Raw genomic sequence first — 17,983 nt, 5'->3', positions numbered from 1 at the left:
GGGAACTTGCCAGCTCCATTGGTTACCCGAGTTTAATTTTTTTCGCAAGCAGGCCAATCGTTGGCCATGCAGCCCAGCATTCAAACAGATGAATTTAGAAAATGCCCTCTAAAGCGTCAGAGGTCCGCTCTAGAGCATCAGCTTGACGATTGACTCATTCGGGTCGCGAGACTTGCCGGCGGCCTGGAGCTCAGCAAGATAATCCTTCCACAGGTCGTCCTGACGCACCGCCAGCTGGTACAGGTAATCCCAGGTGAACAGGCCACTGTCATGCCCGTCGTCGAAGGTCAGTTTCAGTGCGTACTGGCCGGCCGGTTCGACCTTGGTCAGGCCGACGCCGATCTTGCCAAATTGCAGGATGGGTTTGCCGTGGCCCTGGACCTCGGCGGAGGGGGAGTGCACCCGCAGGAATTCGGCGGGCAGGTGATAGACCTCGTCTGGCGCGTAGGTCAGCGTCAGGGTCTTCGAGGCTTTGTGCAGGTTGATGGCGGTAGGGAGTCGAGTGGTCATGGGGCAGCCTGCGGTCCGTCTGTACGAGAAATCCCAGCTGCGGGAGCCGGCCGGCTCGCGATGGATTCAGAAACGCCGCACCTCTTCAGAGGTCCGGCGTTGTCGGTGATGCCTATCGCGAGCAAGCTCGCTCCTGCAGGGGGACGTGCTCGTTACAGGATATAACGGGACAGGTCTTCGTTCTGCGCCAATTCGCCCAAGTGGCTGTTGACGTAGGCGGCGTCGATGCGGATCGGCTCTTCGCTGTGGGCGCTGGCCAGGTCGCCGGCGCTGAACGACACCTCTTCGAGCAAGCGCTCGAGCAGGGTGTGTAGGCGACGGGCACCGATGTTCTCGGTTTTCTCGTTGACCTGCCAGGCGATCTCCGCCAGGCGCTTGATACCGTCCGGCTGGAACTCGATGGTCAGGCCTTCGGTTTTCAGCAGCTCGCGGTATTGCTCGGTCAGGGAGGCGTGAGGCTCGCTGAGGATGCGCTCGAAGTCTTCCGGCGACAGCGCCTTGAGTTCGACACGGATCGGCAGGCGACCTTGCAGCTCGGGCACCAGGTCGCTCGGCTTGCTCAGGTGGAACGCGCCGGAAGCGATGAACAAGATGTGGTCGGTCTTGACCATGCCCAGCTTGGTGTTGACGGTGCAGCCTTCGATCAGCGGCAACAGGTCGCGCTGCACGCCTTCGCGAGAGACGTCGACGCCACCGGAGTTACCGCGCTTGGCAACCTTGTCGATTTCGTCGATGAACACGATGCCGTGCTGTTCGACGGCTTCCAGGGCCTTGGCCTTGAGCTCTTCATCGTTGACCAGGCGGCTGGCTTCTTCGTCGCGGATCAGCTTGAGCGCGTCCTTGATCTTGAGCTTGCGGTTCTTGCGCTGGCCCTTGCCCATGTTGGCGAAAAGGCTCTGCAGCTGGTTGGTCATCTCTTCCATGCCCGGTGGCGCGGAAATGTCGACGCCGCTGACTTCAGCCACTTCGATCTCGATTTCCTTGTCGTCCAGCTGGCCTTCGCGCAGGCGCTTGCGGAACAGCTGGCGGGTGTTGGAGTCCTGGGCCGGGGCGGCGTCCTCGTTGCTGAAGCCCATGCGCGCCGGTGGCAGCAGGGCGTCGAGGATGCGTTCTTCGGCGGCGTCTTCGGCGCGGTGGCGGACGCGGGTCATTTCCTGTTCGCGGAACAGTTTGATCGCGGCATCGGCCAGGTCGCGGATGATCGATTCGACGTCGCGACCGACGTAACCGACTTCGGTGAACTTGGTCGCTTCGACCTTGATGAACGGAGCGTTGGCCAGCTTGGCCAGGCGCCGGGCGATCTCGGTCTTACCGACGCCGGTCGGGCCGATCATCAGGATATTCTTCGGGGTCACTTCGACACGCAGCTCTTCAGGCAGCTGCATGCGGCGCCAGCGGTTACGCAGCGCGATAGCGACGGCGCGCTTGGCATCGTCCTGGCCGATGATGTGGCGGTTGAGTTCGTGGACGATTTCGCGGGGAGTCATGGGCATAGTAATTGGCGGTCCTCAAGCAAGAATGAATGCCGTGGCGCGATGGCCGAAACAGGCTTATTCCGCGAGATCCTGCTCCTCAATGGTCTGGGTGTGGTTGGTGAATACGCAGATGTCGCCGGCGATGCCCAGGGCGGTTTCGACGATTTCGCGGGCTGACAGGTCGGTTTTCTTCAGCAGGGCGCTGGCTGCGGCCTGGGCGTAAGCGCCGCCGGAGCCCATGGCGATCAGGCCATCTTCCGGTTCGACCACGTCACCGTTGCCGGTGATGATCAACGAGGCGTCCTTGTTGGCGACCGCGAGCATGGCTTCGAGGCGGCTCAGGGAACGGTCGGTGCGCCATTCCTTGGCAAGTTCGACGGCGGCGCGTACCAGATGCCCCTGATGTTTCTCAAGCTGGCCTTCGAAGCGTTCGAACAGGGTGAAGGCGTCAGCCGTGGCCCCGGCGAAGCCGGCGATAACCTGGCCGTGATACAGGCGACGAACTTTTTTTGCGTTGCCTTTCATCACGGTGTTGCCGAGGGAAACCTGGCCGTCGCCGCCCATGACGACTTTGCCGTGGCGGCGGACTGAAACGATGGTGGTCAAGGGGAGAGTCTCCACGCTGCGGGGCGAAAATGCCCTGATGGGAACTCATATGGGGGTGGCGAGAGGTTTTTCAACTGCGGCGCGGGTTGCGGGACGAGCGGTCTTTGTTGCGGGCGGGAGGGATATCAATGAGGCCGCTATCGCAAGCGAGCCCGCGCCTGCAGGGCTCACATATGCCTTGCAGGAGCGAGCTGGCTCGCGATCAGCCGCATCAGCGGCTCTGGCGCTGTTGTAACAACAGGTTGCTGAAGCCGGCGCCGGACAGTTGCTTCTGCGCGGTGGTCAGCTGTTCGCGGTTGCTGAATGGGCCGACCAGCACGCGGTACCAGGTCTCGTCCTTGACGGTGCCGGACTCGACGGACACCGATTGCCCCAGCAGGATGATCTGCGCGCGGACCTTGTCGGCATCGGCCTGTTTGCGGAACGAACCGGCCTGCAGGAAGAACCGGGTCACCGGCGCGGCCTTCGCCACCTGCGCCACCGGTGGTGCGGGCGGCGGGGTGATGCCGGCCAGGGCGGCCTGGGCCCGCGCGGTGTCGATCTTCGCCGCTTCCGCCGGGGTCACCGGGGTAGTCGGGACCACGGGCGCGGTCTGTGGCGTCGGCAGGGTTTTTTCCGGCACGGCTTCGGGCGGCACTATCACTTCCGACTCCGGCAGCAGGGTGTAGAAGTCGTACTTCGGTTTCACCGGCTGCTGCGGGCTCGGCGGGGTCTTGTTGGCCTCGGCGATCTTGGTGTTCTTCTGCTGCTCAAGCCGTTCGCGCTTGACGCTGTCGCCGCCCTTGCCCGGCTCCAGCTTCATCAGGAACACGATGAAGGCGCCCACGGCCAAGCCGATGACCATCCACAACCAGCCCGGGATCGGTTGTTTTGCTGGAGCTTGGTAACGGCTGGCGCCACGCTTGGGTGCAGGTTTCTTCTTGGCAGCCAACTTACATTTGCTCCAGAACTTTCAGGCCCAGCAATTCCAGACCTTGCTTGAGGGTACGACGGGTCAGCTCGGTGAGGCGCAAGCGGCTCTGCATCTGCGTCGGCGATTCGGCACTGAGGATCGGGCAGTTTTCGTAGAAGCTGGAGAACAGCCCGGCCACGTCGTACAGGTAGGTGCACAGAATGTGTGGCGTGCCCTTGTCGGCCACGTTGTTCAGCACTTCGCCGAACTGCGCCAGCTTGGCCGCCAGCTCCAGTTCCTGGGCGGCTTGCAGGCTGATCTGGCCCTGTACTTCGCTGAAGTCCTTGCCCAGCTTGCGGAACACGCCGGCGGCGCGGGTGTAGGCGTAGAGCAGGTAAGGCGCGGTGTTGCCTTCGAAGTTCAGCATCAGGTCGAAGTTGAAGCTGTAGTCGCTGGTGCGGTGCTTGGACAGGTCGGCGTATTTCACCGAGTCGATGCCCACTACCTTGGCGATGTTGCGCAGTTCGGCCTCGGCCAGCTCCGGGTTCTTTTCCTTCACCAGGCTGTAGGCGCGTTCTTCGGCTTCGGTCAGCAGGTCGATCAGCTTCACGGTGCCGCCGTCGCGAGTCTTGAATGGACGGCCGTCGGCGCCGTTCATGGTGCCGAAGCCCATGTGCTCCATTTCCATCGGATGGGTCACGAAGCCAGCCTTGCGGGCCACCGCGAACACCTGCTGGAAGTGCAGGGCCTGGCGCTGGTCGACGAAATACAGGGCGCGGTCGGCCTTGAGCTTGCCGCTGCGGTAGCGCACGGCCGCCAGGTCGGTGGTGGCGTACAGATAGCCGCCATCGGCCTTGACGATAATCACCGGCAGCGGCTCGCCTTCGGCGTTCTTGAACTCGTCGAGGAACACGCACTGGGCGCCGTTGCTCTCGACCAGCATGCCCTTGGCCTTGAGGTCGTTGACCACGTTGATCAGGTCGTCGTTGTAGGCGCTTTCGCCCATCACGTCGGCCATGGTCAGCTTGACGTTCAGCAGTTCGTAGATCTTCTGGCAGTGGGACAGGGAAATGTCCTTGAACTTCGTCCACAGCTCCAGGCAATCCGCGTCGCCGGCCTGCAGCTTGACCACCAGGCCGCGGGCGCGGTCGGCGAACTCTTCGGATTCGTCGAAGCGCTGCTTGGCGGCGCGGTAGAAGTTCTCCAGGTCCGACAGCTCGTCGCTGGTAATCGGGTTTTCCTGCAGGTAGGCCATCAGCATGCCGAACTGGGTGCCCCAGTCGCCCACATGGTTCTGACGGATCACTTCGTCACCGAGGAATTCCAGGACCCGCGCCACGCCGTCGCCAATGATGGTCGAGCGCAGGTGGCCGACGTGCATCTCCTTGGCCAGGTTCGGTGCCGACAGGTCGACCACGGTGCGCTGCTGCGCGCCGGCCTTGCGCACGCCCAGGCGCGCATCGGCCAGGGCGGCGTCCAGGCGGGTGGCCAGGGCCTGGGTGTTCTGGAAGAAATTGATAAAGCCCGGGCCGGCGATCTCGGCCTTGCTGACCTGCTCGTCGGCGGGCAGGGCGGCGATGATTTTTTCCGCCAGGTCGCGGGGCTTCATGCCGGCTGGCTTGGCCAGCATCATGGCGATGTTGCTGGCGAAGTCGCCATGGGTCTTGTCGCGGGAGTTTTCTACCTGGATCGCCGGCGTCAGGCCTTCTGGCAACACACCTTCGGTGACGAGTTGGGTGATGGCTTGCTGGATGAGCTGGCGAATGGTGTCTTTCATGGTCTTCTCTTTCAACCGCTGGCGCGGCGGCGCTTCGATGCGCAGGTGGAAAAACTGGGCATTATCCGTTGCGAAGACGGGCTTGCCAACTATAGCCGGCTGTGCGGTGGCTGTTCGGGCCTTATCGCGGGCAAGCCGGATCGCCGCCCGCTCGCTCCTACAGAAGCGTGCCTGTCCAAGATGGCGGTTTTTCTATCAATACAGGTCCACAGGGTCAACATCCAGCGACCAGCGAACCTGGCGCCCGCTGGGCATCTGCTCCAGGACCAGCAACCAGTGGCTCAGCAGCTTGTGCAGCGGTGCCCGGGCGTTGGCCTGTAATAACAGTTGCGCGCGATAGCGCCCGGCGCGGCGTTCCATGGGCGCCGGTACCGGCCCCAGGAGCTCGATACCGCCCAGGTTCATGTCTGCCAGCAGGCGTTCGGCCTCGCTGCAGGCTTCGTCGAGGAAACCTTCGGCCTGCCCGGGCTTGTGCGCCTCGGCGCGCAGCAGGGCCAGGTGGGCGAATGGCGGCAGGCCGGCGGTGCGGCGTTCGCTCAAGGCTTGTTCGGCAAAGGCGAAGTAACCCTGCTCGGTCAGTTGCACCAGCAGCGGATGGTCGGCCAGGTGGGTCTGGATGATCACCTTGCCCGGCTCTTCGGCCCGCCCGGCCCGGCCGGCAACCTGGACGATCAGTTGCGCCATGCGTTCGCTGGCGCGGAAGTCGCCGGAAAACAGGCCGCCGTCGGCATCGAGGATCGATACCAGGGTCACCCGTGGGAAGTGGTGCCCTTTGGCGAGCATCTGGGTGCCGACCAGGATGCAGGGGTGGCCTTTCTGGATGGTGGCGAACAACTGGTTCATCGCATCCTTGCGCGAAGTGCTGTCGCGGTCGACCCGCAGGACCGGGTAGTCGGGAAACAGGATCGACAGCCGCTCTTCGGCGCGCTCGGTGCCGGCACCGACCGGGCGCAAGTCGACCTTGCCGCATTTCGGGCAGTGCCGGGGCACGCGTTCGGAGTGGCCGCAATGGTGGCAGCGCAGCTCGCCGTAGCGCTGGTGCACCGTCATCCGCGCGTCGCAGCGTTCGCATTCGGACATCCAGCCGCAGTCGTGGCACAGCAGGGTCGGCGCAAAACCGCGGCGATTGAGAAATACCAGCACCTGCTGCCCTGCGGCCAGGGTCTGGCCGATGGCTTGCTGCATGGGGCCGGAAATGCCGCTGTCCAGCGGCCGGCTCTTCACGTCCAGGCGCAAAAAGCGCGGCTGCTTGGCGCCACCGGCTCGTTCGTTCAGGCGCAACAGGCCGTAACGGCCGGTGTAAGCATTGTGCAGGCTTTCCATCGACGGCGTGGCGGAGCCCAGCACGATCGGAATGTTTTCCTGGCGTGCGCGGACCAGGGCCAGGTCGCGGGCGTGGTAGCGCAGGCCTTCCTGCTGTTTATAGGAGCCGTCGTGCTCTTCGTCGATGATGATCAGCCCGGGGTTTTTCATCGGCGTGAACAGCGCCGAGCGGGTGCCGATAATAATGTCGGCCTCGCCGTCGCGGGCCGCCAGCCAGGCGTCCAGGCGCTCGCGGTCGTTGACCGCCGAGTGCAGCAGGGCGATGCGGGCATTGAAGCGTTGTTCGAAGCGCGCCAGGGTCTGCGGGCCGAGGTTGATTTCCGGGATCAGCACTAGCGCCTGCTTGCCGGCTTCCAGGGTTTCGCGGATCAGCTGCAGATAGACTTCGGTCTTGCCGCTGCCGGTGACCCCAGCCAGCAGGAAGGCGTGGTAACTGTCGAAACCGGAGCGGATGGCCTCATAGGCGGCGCGCTGTTCGCTGTTGAGCGGCAGTTCCGGCTGGGCCAGCCAATGTTCATGGCGTGCACCGGGGGCGTGCCGGCGGACTTCCACCTGCACCAGGTCCTTGGCCAGCAACAGGTCCAGGCTGTCCTTGCTGAGCATCAGCTTGCTCAGCAAGGCGTGGGCGACGCCGTGCGGGTGCTGGGCCAGGGTCGCCAGGGCTTCGCGCTGGCGCGGGGCGCGGGCGATGCGTGGGTCGTCGAGGCTGGCGCCGGGGCTGGCCGACCAGAAGCGTTCCTGTCGCGCTTCGGCCGGTTCGCCCTGGCGCAGCAGCACAGGCAGCGCCCAGCTCAAGGTATCGCCGAGGCTGTGCTGGTAATACTGCGCGGTCCACAGGCACAGCTTGAACAACGTCGGCGGCAGCGGAGGGGTGGCATCCAGCAGGGCCAGGGCCGGCTTGAGTTTGTCCGCCGGGACGTCGCTGCTGTCCGCGACCTCGACCAGAATGCCGATCATTTCCCTGCGCCCGAACGGCACTCGCAGGCGCATGCCGGGATGCAACTGGGCACGCCGCACGCCGGCAGGGGCCCGGTAGTCGAACAAGCGGCGCAGCGGGGAGGGCAGGGCGAGGCGCAAAATGGCGTCGGGCACGCGGGGAAATCTCATTGAACAGGCGGTAAAGAAGGCCCGGAGCCTAGCAGACGGTCGGTGCGAGGGACAGCTTGCGTGATCGCAAAGGTCTGGTAGAATCCGCGGCCTAATTACGTGCGGTATTCAACAATAGTGTTGGGTGGCGGCACGCTAGCCTGAGGAAAACACCATGAAAGCCGATATCCATCCGGAATACCCAGCAGTTGCCGTAACTTGCAGCTGCGGCAACAAGTTCGAAACTCGTTCGACCTACGCTAAGCCGCTGGCGATCGACGTTTGCAACGAATGCCACCCGTTCTACACCGGTAAGCAGAAGACTCTGGATACCGGCGGCCGCGTTCAGAAGTTCGCCGATCGTTTCGGTGCTTTCGGCGCGAAAAAGGCCTAAGGCTGATCGGTCTGGAAAGCTACCTCGGCTTTTCCACGCTGGTGAAAAAGGCGTCCCTTGCGGGCGCCTTTTTTGTGTCCGCGATTTGGCTCTCCAGCGCCCAGGCGTTCTGCCCGACGCCGGGCGGGTTGGCGTCCGCGCAGGTCCAGCGAGTGGTCGATGGCGACACCTTGCGCCTTGCCGATGGCCGCAGCGTGCGCATGATCGGCCTCAATGCGCCGGAGCTGGGCAAGAAAGGCCGCACCGACGAACCCTTCGCAGTTGCCGCCCGCCAGCGCCTGCAGGCATTGGTTGCGGCCAGCAACGGCCGGGTCGGCTTGCTCCCCGGACGGGAAAGCAAAGACCGTTATGGGCGAACCCTTGCCCATGTCTATGGTGCCGATGGCGCCAATCTTGAAGCGCAGCTGCTTGCCGAAGGGCTGGGATACCAGGTGGCGATAGCGCCGAACGTCGATTTGTTCAACTGCCAGCAAGCCGCCGAGCGCAGCGCGCGCCAGGCCCGGCTAGGGCTGTGGCGTAAATCCTCTGTACTGAAAGCGGAGCAGATCAAGGCATCCGGCTTTGCCCTGCTCAGTGGCCGGGTGAGCAAGGTGCAACGTAATCGAGGCGGTGTCTGGATCGAATTGCAGGATTCGGTTGTATTGCGCATTGCACCCAATCTGCTTGGACAATTCACTGCCGTGCCGCTGGACCGCCTGCAGGGGCGGCAGATCGAGGCGCGCGGCTGGGTGCTCGACCGCTCGCGCAACGCTGGTTTGCAGGCGGGTCAGGCGCGCTGGATGTTGCCGCTGACCCATCCGGGAATGTTCCAACTGGTTCAATAAATAAAAAATTGTAGACATTTTTTATTCTGATTGTGAACAGTCTACCCCTTGTGTTCCGTGGCTCTTGGCCCAAAGTCGTAGCCTGCGGGCCTTGACAGGGGTGACTGGTCAGTCTTGTGGGGACTTTGCGACACGCGTATCCTCGGCGGTCCGTCTGTCCAACAGTAAAAAGCGGAATGCCCACATGTCTGATTTGAAAACTGCCGCTCTCGAATATCACGCCAATCCCCGTCCAGGGAAACTGAGTGTCGAGCTCACCAAGGCCACCGCTACCGCCCGCGACCTGTCGCTGGCCTACAGCCCCGGCGTAGCCGAACCAGTACGCGAAATCGCCCGCGATCCTGAGCTGGCCTACAAGTACACCGGCAAGGGCAACCTGGTTGCAGTCATTTCCGATGGCACCGCGATTCTCGGCCTGGGTAACCTCGGCCCACTCGCTTCCAAGCCAGTAATGGAAGGCAAGGGCGTGCTGTTCAAGCGCTTCGCCGGCATCGACGTATTCGACATCGAAGTCGATTCCGAAAGCCCGCAAGCCTTCATCGACACCGTCAAGCGCATCTCCATCACCTTCGGTGGCATCAACCTGGAAGACATCAAGGCGCCTGAGTGCTTCGAGATCGAGCGCGCCCTGATCGAACAGTGCGATATTCCGGTATTCCACGATGACCAGCACGGCACCGCTATCGTTACCGCAGCCGGCATGATCAACGCCCTGGAAATCGCTGGCAAAACCCTGTCGGACGCGAAGATCGTCTGCCTGGGCGCCGGCGCCGCCGCTATCTCCTGCATGAAGCTGCTGGTGAGCATGGGCGCGCGCATCGAAAACATCTTCATGGTCGACCGTACCGGCGTGATCCATTCCGAGCGCGACGACCTGAACCAGTACAAGGCGGTCTTCGCCCACGCTACCGACAAGCGCACCCTGGCCGACGCCCTGAAAGGCGCGGACGTGTTCGTCGGCCTGTCCGGCCCGAACCTGCTTAGCGCCGAAGGCCTGAGCTCCATGGCTGCCAACCCGATCGTGTTCGCTTGCTCGAACCCTGATCCGGAAATCGCCCCGGAACTGGCACACGCCACTCGCAGCGATGTGATCATGGCCACTGGCCGTTCGGACTACCCGAACCAGGTCAACAACGTGCTGGGCTTCCCGTTCATCTTCCGTGGTGCCCTGGACGTTCGCGCCAAGCGCATCAACGAAGAAATGAAGATCGCTGCGGCCAACGCCCTGAAAGACCTGGCCAAGCTGCCAGTGCCGAAGGAAGTCTGCGCAGCCTACGGCGTCGACGCGCTGGAATTCGGCCGTGAGTACATCATTCCGAAGCCGATGGATGCCCGTCTGATCACCGTGGTTTCCGATGCCGTGGCCAAGGCCGCGATCGAGACTGGTGTGGCGACCCTGCCGTATCCGAAGAACTACCCGCTGAAAAGCGTGGATGACGTGTTCAACGGCTAAGCCGCAGACGCGTTGAACAAAAAAGCCCCGGCTCGCGAGAGTCGGGGCTTTTTTGTGGCTGTTGCTTTGGGTTGCGTGGCCTGGAGCGGCCCCGTTGCAGGCAAGCCTCGCTGCGGTACGGGGCGCGGGGCCTGGCTGCGCTGGCGCGCGATCAGAACAGGTCGATCGGCGCTGCCTCGTCTGCCGGCAGCGGGCTGCCAGGGGCGTAGCCATTGCCCAGTTCGTTGACCGACGGCGGTGTGTCTTCGCTCTTGAACAGTTCGAAATAGGCGTTTGGCGTGCCCGGTGTCGCGGCGCGGCCGCTGACCGGGTCGACCCGCAGGCTGAGAATGCCTTCCGGCTCGGGCTGGGTGTGGGCCGGCTTGTCCTTGAGGGCGGCGCCCATGTAGTTCATCCAGATTGGCAGGGCCACGGTGCCGCCGTACTCGCGACGGCCGAGGCTTTCCGGCTGGTCGAAACCGGTCCAGACCGTGGTCACGTAATCGGCGTTGTAGCCGGAGAACCAGGCGTCCTTGGATTCGTTGGTGGTCCCGGTCTTGCCGGCCAGGTCGGTGCGGCCCAGGGCCAGGGCGCGACGCCCGGTACCGAGCTTGATCACGTCTTCCAGCATGCTGTTGAGGATGTAGGTGGTGCGACCGTCGATGATGCGCTCGGCCACCGCGGGCGCCTGCACAGGCGCCTGACTCGGGGTCTCGCCAGGGACGTTGCTCACCGTGAAACTCTGCGGCTCCGGTGCGGCGATTCCGCTGCTGGCGATATCGCCGGTCGGTACGCTCGGCGGGTTGGCGGTAAACAGGGTTTCGCCGTTGCGGCTTTCGATCTTGTCGATGATGTACGGCGTGACCTTGTAGCCGCCGTTGGCGAATACGCTCCAGCCGGTGGCGATTTCCATCGGTGTCAGGGTCGCGGTGCCCAGGGCCAGCGACAGGTTGCGCGGCAGGTCCTGTTTGTTGAAGCCGAACTTGCTGATGTAGTCGATGGTGCGATCCACGCCCAGGCTTTGCAGGAGGCGGATCGAAACCAGGTTGCGCGACTTGTACAGCGCCTCGCGCATGCGGATTGGACCGAGGAAGGTATTGGTGTCGTTTTTCGGACGCCAGACCTTGTCCAGGTATTCGTCGACGAACACGATCGGCGCATCGTTCACCAGGCTGGCGGCGGTGTAGCCATTGTCCAGCGCGGCGCTATAGACGAACGGCTTGAAACTGGAACCGGGTTGGCGCTTGGCCTGCAGCGCCCGGTTGTAGTTGCTTTGCTCGAAGGCGAAGCCGCCCACCAGCGAACGAATGGCGCCGTTTTGCGGATCGAGGGACACCAGCGCACCCTGAACGACCGGGACCTGGCGGAACTTGAGCGAATTGTCCGCCTGGCGCTGCACGCGAATCAGGTCGCCGACCTGCGCGACATCGCTCGGCTGCTTGGGTGCGGCGCCCATGCTGTTGGTGTTCAGGAACGGCCGCGCCCATTTCATGCTGTCCCAGCTCACGTGCTCTTCGCCGGTGCGGGTCAGGACTTGCAGGCCATTCTTGTCGACCTGGGTGACGATCGCCGGCTCCAGGCCGCTGATGCTGCGTTGCTTGGTCAGCTCTTGGGCCCAGGCGGCGTGGGTCTTGCCGGGCAGGCGCGATTCCGGGCCGCGATAGCCATGGCGTTGGTCGTAGGTGATCAGGCCTTCATGGACGGCGGTGTTGGCCAGTTCCTGCAGGTCGCTCGGTACCGTGGTGGTCACGCGGAAACCTTCGGTGTAGGCGTCGCTGCCGTAGCGGCCGACCATCTCGGCGCGGGCCATTTCGGCGATGTACGGTGCGTTCACTTCCGGCGTCGGTACGTGATAGCTGGCGTTCAGCGGCTCGTTGATAGCGGCGGTGTAGTCCGCCTCGCTGATCTTGCCGAGCTTGTACATGCGCCCGAGGATCCAGTCGCGGCGCTCCTTGCTGCGCGCCGGGTTGGCCAGCGGGTTGAAGCGCGACGGTGCCTTGGGCAGGCCGGCGATCATGGCCATCTGCGCCAGGCTGACATCGCGGATCGACTTGCCGTAGTAGACCTGCGCCGCAGCCTCGATGCCGTAGGCGCGGTTACCCAGGTAGATCTTGTTGACGTACAGCTCGAGGATCTCGTCCTTGGTCAGTTGGCGCTCGATTTGCAGGGCCAGGAGGATCTCGGTGGTCTTGCGCGAGAAACTGCGTTCGCTGCTCAGGAAGAAGTTCTTCGCCACCTGCATGGTGATGGTGCTGCCGCCGGACTGGATGTGTCCGCTTTTGATCAGCTGGGTCGCGGCCCGCATCAGGCTGCTGGGATCGACGCCGTAATGGTTGGCGAAATTGTCGTCTTCAGCACTTAGTAACGCATTAATGAAGTTGGGGGGAATGTCGGCGAAACGGATGGGAGTGCGGCGCATTTCGCCGAATTCTGCGATCAACTTGCCGTCGCTGCTGTACACCCGCAGGGGAATCTGCAACTGGATACTTCTGAGCGCCTCTACCGACGGTAACCCAGGGCTAAGATAGAGAAACGCGCCGGAGAGAGCGAGGAGCAGCCCGCAGAACACAGCGACGATGGACCACCCGAAAAACTTCAGCAGACGAATCAAGGCTTTTGGATTTCCAGAGAAAGGAATGAATTAGGCGTCAGGTATTCACAGTCAGGAATCGGCTCACGCAGCAGATAAATCGCGGAAAAAACGCTGGGCATTATAAGCATTTTTCCGTAGGAGGCGTCATTTGCCCGTCTGTCAAGACGTCGTGATTGAACGCAATGGACATTCCAGAGTCCGTAAGTCACGGATAGTCATAGGGAATTGGTAGTGCTAGGACTCTTCAGTAAAAAGGCGAGTTCCCTCCTGGGGATCGATATCAGCTCCACCTCGGTCAAGCTTCTTGAATTGAGCCGTGTCGGCAACCGCTTTCGGGTCGAGGCTCATGGCGTGGAGCCATTGCCGGCCAATGCCGTGGTGGAAAAAAACATCGTCGAGCCCGAAGGGGTGGGGCATGCCTTGTCCCGCCTGCTGACCAGGGCCCGGCCGGGCGCGAAGCACGCGGCGCTGGCAATGGCCGGCTCGGCGGTGATCAGCAAGGTCATCGAGATGGAGGCCGGGCTTTGCGACGACGATCGGGAAAGCCAGCTCAAGGTCGACGCCGACCAGTACATTCCTTACCCGCTGGACGAGGCCGCCATCGATTTCGATGTGCTTGGCTATTCGGCCCGTAATCCCGAGCGCGTCGATGTGTTGTTGGCCGCCTGTCGCAAGGAGCACATCGAAATTCGCGAGGCGGCCCTCGAGCTCGCGGGGCTGACGGCGCGGGTAGTGGACCTGGAGACCTGCGCACTGGAGCGTTCGTTTGCCCTGGCGGCCGGATCGCCGGCGGCGCGGACGGTGGCGCTGGTCGATATCGGCGCCACCTTGACCACCCTGAGTGTCGTGCATGAAGGGCAGATCATTTATTCCCGCGAGCAGTTGTTTGGCGGGCACCAGTTGACCGAGCACATCCAGCGTCGTTATGGCCTGTCGAAAGACGAGGCCGAGCTGGCGAAAAAACAGGGTGGCCTGCCGGACGGCTACGCCAGTGAAGTGCTGCAACCCTTTCAGGAGGCGGTCGTGCAGCAGGTTTCGCGTTCGTTGCAATTCTTCCAGGCCTCTGGCCCACAGCGTCAGGTCGATTCCGTCCTGCTGGCGGGCGGAAGTGCCTCGGTTCCCGGGCTTGCGCCGTTGATCGAGCAGCGCCTGGGCCTGCCTGTGCTGATCGCCAACCCCTTCGCTGGCATGAGCCTTGGCGCCAGGGTCGATGCCGCGGCGCTGGCCAGCCAGGCCCCCGCCTTGATGATCGCCTGCGGGCTGGCCTTGCGGAGTTTCGACTGATGGCGCGGATCAATCTTCTTCCCTGGCGCGAAGCGCGGCGTGAACAGCGGCGCCGCCAGTTTTTCCTGGCCCTGGCCGCGGCTGCGGCGATAGCCCTGGGGGCGGTGTTCGCGGGTGACCGGGTCATCGATCGGGCCATCGACAGGCAGGTGGCGCGCAACAATCACGTCGGCGCGCAGATCACCTTGCTCGATCAGCGGATCGCCAAGATCGGCGAGTTGAAGCTGCATCGCGAGCAGTTGGTGGAGCGGATGAAGATCATCCAGGACCTGCAAGGCAATCGTTCTACCAGCGCGCGGGTGTTCGACCAGTTGGCCCGCACCCTGCCGGACGGGGTGTACTTCACCGATGTCAGGATGAGCGGCCAGACCCTCTCCATCACCGGGGCGGCCGAGTCGAACCATCGGGTTTCGGACTTGATGCGCAACCTGGACGCCTCCGCCTGGTTCGACGCGCCAAGTCTCACGGAGGTCAAGGCCGCCGGGGCGGACAATGCCGACCAGGTCAACGTGTTTCAGCTGACCGTCCATCAGACCCGGCCTGCTACGGATGAGGCTGGGCAATGAGTCTGTCCGGTAGCTGGGCGCAATTGCGTCGTATCGACCTCGGCGAGCTGGAAGTAAGCAACATGGGGGCGTGGCCTGCCCCGCTCAAAGGCGTGGTCGTGGCGTTGGCGATGCTGCTGGTGCTGCTGCTCGGCTACAACCTGTATCTCAAGGACCTGTTGCTGCAGCTCGACCAGCGACGGGCGGATGAAACCGTGCTCAAGCAGCAGTTCGCCAGCAAGGCGCGGCTGGTGGCCAACCTGGGCCCCTACACCGAACAGATGAAGGCCATGGAGGCCGCCTTTGACCTCATGCTGCGCCAGCTGCCCAGCGATACCGAGGTTCCGGGCCTGCTTGAAGACATCAGCCGCACCGGGCTTGGCAGCGGGCTGGAGTTCGAAGAAATCAAGTTGCTGCCAGAGGTGGTCCAGCCGTTCTACGTCGAGTTGCCGATCCAGATCACCGTCACCGGCGGCTATCACGAGCTGGCGACTTTTGTCAGCGGCGTGGCCGGCTTGCCGCGGATTGTCACCCTGCATGATTTCCAGGTCAGGCCGGTTACGCCGGAGCTCGGTTCGAAGCTGCGCATGAACATTCTGGCCAGGACATACCGCTACAAGGTGCCACGCCCATGAAGCGCCTTCACTGCGTGTTGCTGGCACTGACCTGCGTCGAACTGGCCGCGTGTGGCGGCGCTGACGATTTCAGCGACCTGGATGCCTATATGAACGAGATGCGGTTAAGGCCGCCCGGTGAGATTGAACCAATGCCGGCATTCGGGTCTTACCCAACGTTCACCTATAACGCCGCACCCTTGCGCAGCCCGTTTCAACCCGCGGTCCGGGTGGACCTGGCAGGACGCCGGGCAGGCTCGCCCGGGGTCAAGCCGGACCCGAACCGAGCCAAGCACTATCTCGAGGGTTTCAGCATCGAGCAATTCGAGATGGTGGGTACGCTTTCCAATGCATCCGGCTTCTTTGCGCTGTTGCGCGGTGCCGGTGGCGTGCATCGGCTGAAGGTCGGCGACTACCTGGGGCGTAACGATGGGCGGATTGTTGCGATCAGCGACTCACAGGTCGACGTGGTCGAGATTGTTCCCGATGGAGCGGGAGGGTGGCTGGAGCGCCCACGGACCATTCCATTAAAAGAACATTCATAGTGGAACTCGCATCATGAACAGGATCTTTTCAGCCTTCGGTATTGCGCTAGGGATGGCGCTGCTTTCACCGATGGCCACGGCGGCCAGCCTCAAGGCCCTGGATGTCGCGGCACTGCCAGGGGATCGCCTGGAATTGAAGCTGACCTTCGATGGGCCGGTGCCCGAGCCGCGCGGCTACACCACCGACCAACCGGCGCGGATTGCCCTCGATCTGCCCGGTGTCGTCAGCCAGCTGACGGACAAGAGCCGTGACCTGGGCAATGGCAATGCCCGCAGCGTGACGGTGGTCGAGTCGGGGCAGCGTACCCGGGTGGTCGTCAACCTGAACGCGCTGGCGCCCTACAGCACGCGCGTGGCCGGCAACCAGTTGTTCGTGGTCATCGGCCAAGGGGCAGCGCCGCAGAATGCGCCGGGGCTGCCTGTTGCTTCATCCGGCAAGGCCAAGGCCGCGGCTTCTGCCGGCCGGGCGATTCGCAGCGTGGATTTTCAGCGTGGCGAGCAGGGTGAAGGCAATGTGCTGATTGACCTCTCCGACTCGGGCATGAGCCCGGATATACAGGAGCGCGACGGCAAGCTTGTCCTGACCTTCGCCAAGGCCCGCCTGCCGGAGCCCTTGCGGGTCAGGCTGGACGTCAAGGATTTCGCCACGCCCGTGCAGTTCGTCAGTGCCCGTGCGGACTCCGGCAAGGCCGTCATCACCATCGAGCCTGGCGGCCCCTTCGACTACTCGACCTACCAGACGGACAACAAGCTCACGGTAAGCGTCAGGCCGATAGCCTCGGACGATCTGCCGCAACGCAATGCCGAGCGCTCGGCGTACAACGGCGAAAAGCTTTCGCTGAATTTCCAGGACATCGAGGTCCGCTCGGTGCTGCAACTGATCGCCGACTTCACCAACCTCAACCTGGTGGCCAGCGATACGGTGCAGGGCGGCATCACCCTGCGTCTGCAGAACGTGCCGTGGGATCAGGCCCTCGATCTGGTGCTCAAAACCAAGGGTCTGGACAAGCGCAAGGTGGGCAATGTGTTGCTGGTGGCGCCGGCCGACGAAATCGCCGCGCGCGAACGCCAGGAGCTGGAATCGCAGAAACAGATAGCCGACCTGGAGCCGCTGCGGCGCGAACTGTTGCAGGTCAACTACGCCAAGGCCGCGGAGATCGCCAAGTTGTTCCAGTCGGTCACCCGTGCCGAGGACAAGTCCGACGAACGGGGTTCGATCACGGTCGATGAGCGGACCAACAACATCATTGCCTACCAGACCCGGGAGCGCCTCGACGAGCTGCGGCGGATTGTCAGCCAGCTGGATATCCCGGTGCGCCAGGTAATGATCGAGGCGCGGATCGTCGAGGCCAATGTCGACTACGACAAAAGCCTGGGCGTGCGCTGGGGCGGTTCGATCCAGAACCAGGGCAACTGGAATGCCTCGGGAGTCAGCAACGGCGCTAACGGTTCTTCCACCATCGGCACGCCGGGCAGCACCAGCAGCAACTCGCCGTTCGTCGATCTGGGCACCACCGCCAACACGTCCGGCCTCGGCATCGCGTTCATCACCGATAACGTGTTGCTGGACCTGGAACTGACGGCCATGGAAAAAACCGGTAACGGGGAAATCGTCTCCCAGCCCAAGGTGGTCACGTCCGACAAGGAGACGGCGAAGATCCTCAAGGGCACGGAAATTCCCTATCAGGAAGCCGCCTCCAGCGGAGCGACTTCGGTGTCGTTCAAGGAAGCATCGCTGTCGCTGGAGGTGACCCCGCAGATCACCCCCGACAACCGCATCATCATGGAGGTCAAGGTCACCAAGGACGAACCGGACTACCTGAACAAGGTCCAGGACGTACCGCCGATCAAGAAGAACGAGGTCAACGCCAAGGTGTTGATCAACGACGGAGAAACCATCGTCATCGGCGGGGTTTTCTCCAATACGCAAAGCAAGGTTGTAGATAAAGTGCCATTTCTCGGCGATGTGCCGTATCTTGGCCGCCTTTTCCGGCGTGACGTGGTGTCGGAGAAAAAATCCGAGCTGCTGGTATTTCTCACTCCGCGTATCATGAACAACCAGGCGATTGCTGTGAGTCGTTGA

The 17,983-nt window shown here is 63.0% G+C and carries 15 protein-coding genes; 8 read left to right on the top strand and 7 right to left on the bottom strand.

The features are described 5' to 3' along the window. Positions 1-129: 129 nt before the first annotated feature. The 6 genes from BLV20_RS12595 to BLV20_RS12570 all read right to left on the bottom strand — a co-directional run bounded on the left by BLV20_RS12595 (position 130) and on the right by BLV20_RS12570 (position 7,675). Entirely contained in the window at positions 130-510 is a 381-nt protein-coding gene (locus BLV20_RS12595) for a gamma-butyrobetaine hydroxylase family protein (RefSeq protein ID WP_009041814.1), read from the bottom strand. Positions 511-662: 152 nt separating this feature from the next. Then, positions 663-2,003, bottom strand: a complete 1,341-nt coding sequence (gene hslU / locus BLV20_RS12590) for an ATP-dependent protease ATPase subunit HslU (protein ID WP_092301801.1) — start codon at positions 2,001-2,003, stop codon at positions 663-665. A gap of 57 nt (positions 2,004-2,060) precedes the next feature. Continuing rightward, positions 2,061-2,591, bottom strand: a complete 531-nt coding sequence (gene hslV / locus BLV20_RS12585) for an ATP-dependent protease subunit HslV (protein ID WP_003186641.1) — start codon at positions 2,589-2,591, stop codon at positions 2,061-2,063. Positions 2,592-2,802: 211 nt separating this feature from the next. Beyond that, positions 2,803-3,522, bottom strand: coding sequence for an SPOR domain-containing protein (locus BLV20_RS12580; protein ID WP_092301798.1), 720 nt, complete (start codon positions 3,520-3,522; stop codon positions 2,803-2,805). Position 3,523: 1 nt separating this feature from the next. After that, entirely contained in the window at positions 3,524-5,260 is a 1,737-nt protein-coding gene (argS, locus tag BLV20_RS12575; RefSeq protein ID WP_092301795.1) for an arginine--tRNA ligase, read from the bottom strand. 195 nt (positions 5,261-5,455) lie between these two features. Beyond that, positions 5,456-7,675 carry a primosomal protein N' gene (locus tag BLV20_RS12570; RefSeq protein ID WP_092301793.1) on the bottom strand — a complete coding sequence of 740 codons (2,220 nt, stop codon included), beginning with the start codon at positions 7,673-7,675 and terminating at the stop codon, positions 5,456-5,458. Between the two features lie 169 nt (positions 7,676-7,844). Between BLV20_RS12570 and rpmE the strand changes: the two genes are divergently transcribed. The 3 genes from rpmE (at position 7,845) to BLV20_RS12555 (ending at position 10,340) form a co-directional block, all read left to right on the top strand. Then, positions 7,845-8,063, top strand: coding sequence for a 50S ribosomal protein L31 (gene rpmE / locus BLV20_RS12565; protein ID WP_009046593.1), 219 nt, complete (start codon positions 7,845-7,847; stop codon positions 8,061-8,063). A 41-nt stretch (positions 8,064-8,104) separates the two neighbouring features. Continuing rightward, positions 8,105-8,887 carry a thermonuclease family protein gene (locus tag BLV20_RS12560; RefSeq protein ID WP_092301790.1) on the top strand — a complete coding sequence of 261 codons (783 nt, stop codon included), beginning with the start codon at positions 8,105-8,107 and terminating at the stop codon, positions 8,885-8,887. 184 nt (positions 8,888-9,071) lie between these two features. Beyond that, a complete protein-coding gene (locus BLV20_RS12555) occupies positions 9,072-10,340 on the top strand; it encodes a malic enzyme-like NAD(P)-binding protein (protein ID WP_092301787.1) in 1,269 nt (422 codons plus the stop codon). 151 nt (positions 10,341-10,491) lie between these two features. Here the strand turns inward: BLV20_RS12555 and BLV20_RS12550 are convergent, their stop codons facing one another. Then, complete coding sequence (locus BLV20_RS12550; RefSeq protein ID WP_175540192.1) at positions 10,492-12,927, bottom strand: penicillin-binding protein 1A; 2,436 nt, start codon at positions 12,925-12,927, stop codon at positions 10,492-10,494. Positions 12,928-13,143: 216 nt separating this feature from the next. Between BLV20_RS12550 and BLV20_RS12545 the strand changes: the two genes are divergently transcribed. Genes BLV20_RS12545 through pilQ form a run of 5 tightly spaced genes read left to right on the top strand, consistent with a single transcriptional unit; the run spans position 13,144 to position 17,983 of the window. Beyond that, positions 13,144-14,196, top strand: a complete 1,053-nt coding sequence (locus BLV20_RS12545) for a pilus assembly protein PilM (protein WP_092301780.1) — start codon at positions 13,144-13,146, stop codon at positions 14,194-14,196. Continuing rightward, complete coding sequence (locus BLV20_RS12540) at positions 14,196-14,762, top strand: PilN domain-containing protein (protein WP_092301777.1); 567 nt, start codon at positions 14,196-14,198, stop codon at positions 14,760-14,762. Before BLV20_RS12545 ends, BLV20_RS12540 begins: the two co-directional genes overlap by 1 nt. Then, positions 14,759-15,376 carry a type IV pilus inner membrane component PilO gene (locus BLV20_RS12535; RefSeq protein WP_092301774.1) on the top strand — a complete coding sequence of 206 codons (618 nt, stop codon included), beginning with the start codon at positions 14,759-14,761 and terminating at the stop codon, positions 15,374-15,376. The genes BLV20_RS12540 and BLV20_RS12535 overlap by 4 nt, the downstream gene beginning before the upstream one ends. Further along, complete coding sequence (locus BLV20_RS12530; RefSeq protein ID WP_092301771.1) at positions 15,373-15,900, top strand: pilus assembly protein PilP; 528 nt, start codon at positions 15,373-15,375, stop codon at positions 15,898-15,900. Before BLV20_RS12535 ends, BLV20_RS12530 begins: the two co-directional genes overlap by 4 nt. A 13-nt stretch (positions 15,901-15,913) precedes the next feature. After that, positions 15,914-17,983, top strand: a complete 2,070-nt coding sequence (pilQ, locus tag BLV20_RS12525; RefSeq protein WP_092301768.1) for a type IV pilus secretin PilQ — start codon at positions 15,914-15,916, stop codon at positions 17,981-17,983.

Origin of the sequence: Pseudomonas sp. NFIX28 (assembly GCF_900107395.1) — a bacterium.
In the GTDB taxonomy this organism is placed as follows: domain Bacteria; phylum Pseudomonadota; class Gammaproteobacteria; order Pseudomonadales; family Pseudomonadaceae; genus Aquipseudomonas.
Note: the sequence above shows the minus strand (reverse complement) of the source record. Positions and strands in the feature narration are given on the sequence as shown.

Excerpts from the sequence above, each read along its gene's own strand:
- BLV20_RS12595 (WP_009041814.1), bottom strand. The coding sequence starts at position 510 with ATGACCACTCGACTCCCTACCGCCATCAACCTGCACAAAGCCTCGAAG.
- hslU (WP_092301801.1), bottom strand. The coding sequence starts at position 2,003 with ATGCCCATGACTCCCCGCGAAATCGTCCACGAACTCAACCGCCACATC.
- argS (WP_092301795.1), bottom strand. The coding sequence starts at position 5,260 with ATGAAAGACACCATTCGCCAGCTCATCCAGCAAGCCATCACCCAACTC.
- rpmE (WP_009046593.1), top strand. The coding sequence starts at position 7,845 with ATGAAAGCCGATATCCATCCGGAATACCCAGCAGTTGCCGTAACTTGC.
- BLV20_RS12555 (WP_092301787.1), top strand. The coding sequence starts at position 9,072 with ATGTCTGATTTGAAAACTGCCGCTCTCGAATATCACGCCAATCCCCGT.
- BLV20_RS12540 (WP_092301777.1), top strand. The coding sequence starts at position 14,196 with ATGGCGCGGATCAATCTTCTTCCCTGGCGCGAAGCGCGGCGTGAACAG.
- BLV20_RS12535 (WP_092301774.1), top strand. The coding sequence starts at position 14,759 with ATGAGTCTGTCCGGTAGCTGGGCGCAATTGCGTCGTATCGACCTCGGC.
- BLV20_RS12530 (WP_092301771.1), top strand. The coding sequence starts at position 15,373 with ATGAAGCGCCTTCACTGCGTGTTGCTGGCACTGACCTGCGTCGAACTG.
- pilQ (WP_092301768.1), top strand. The coding sequence starts at position 15,914 with ATGAACAGGATCTTTTCAGCCTTCGGTATTGCGCTAGGGATGGCGCTG.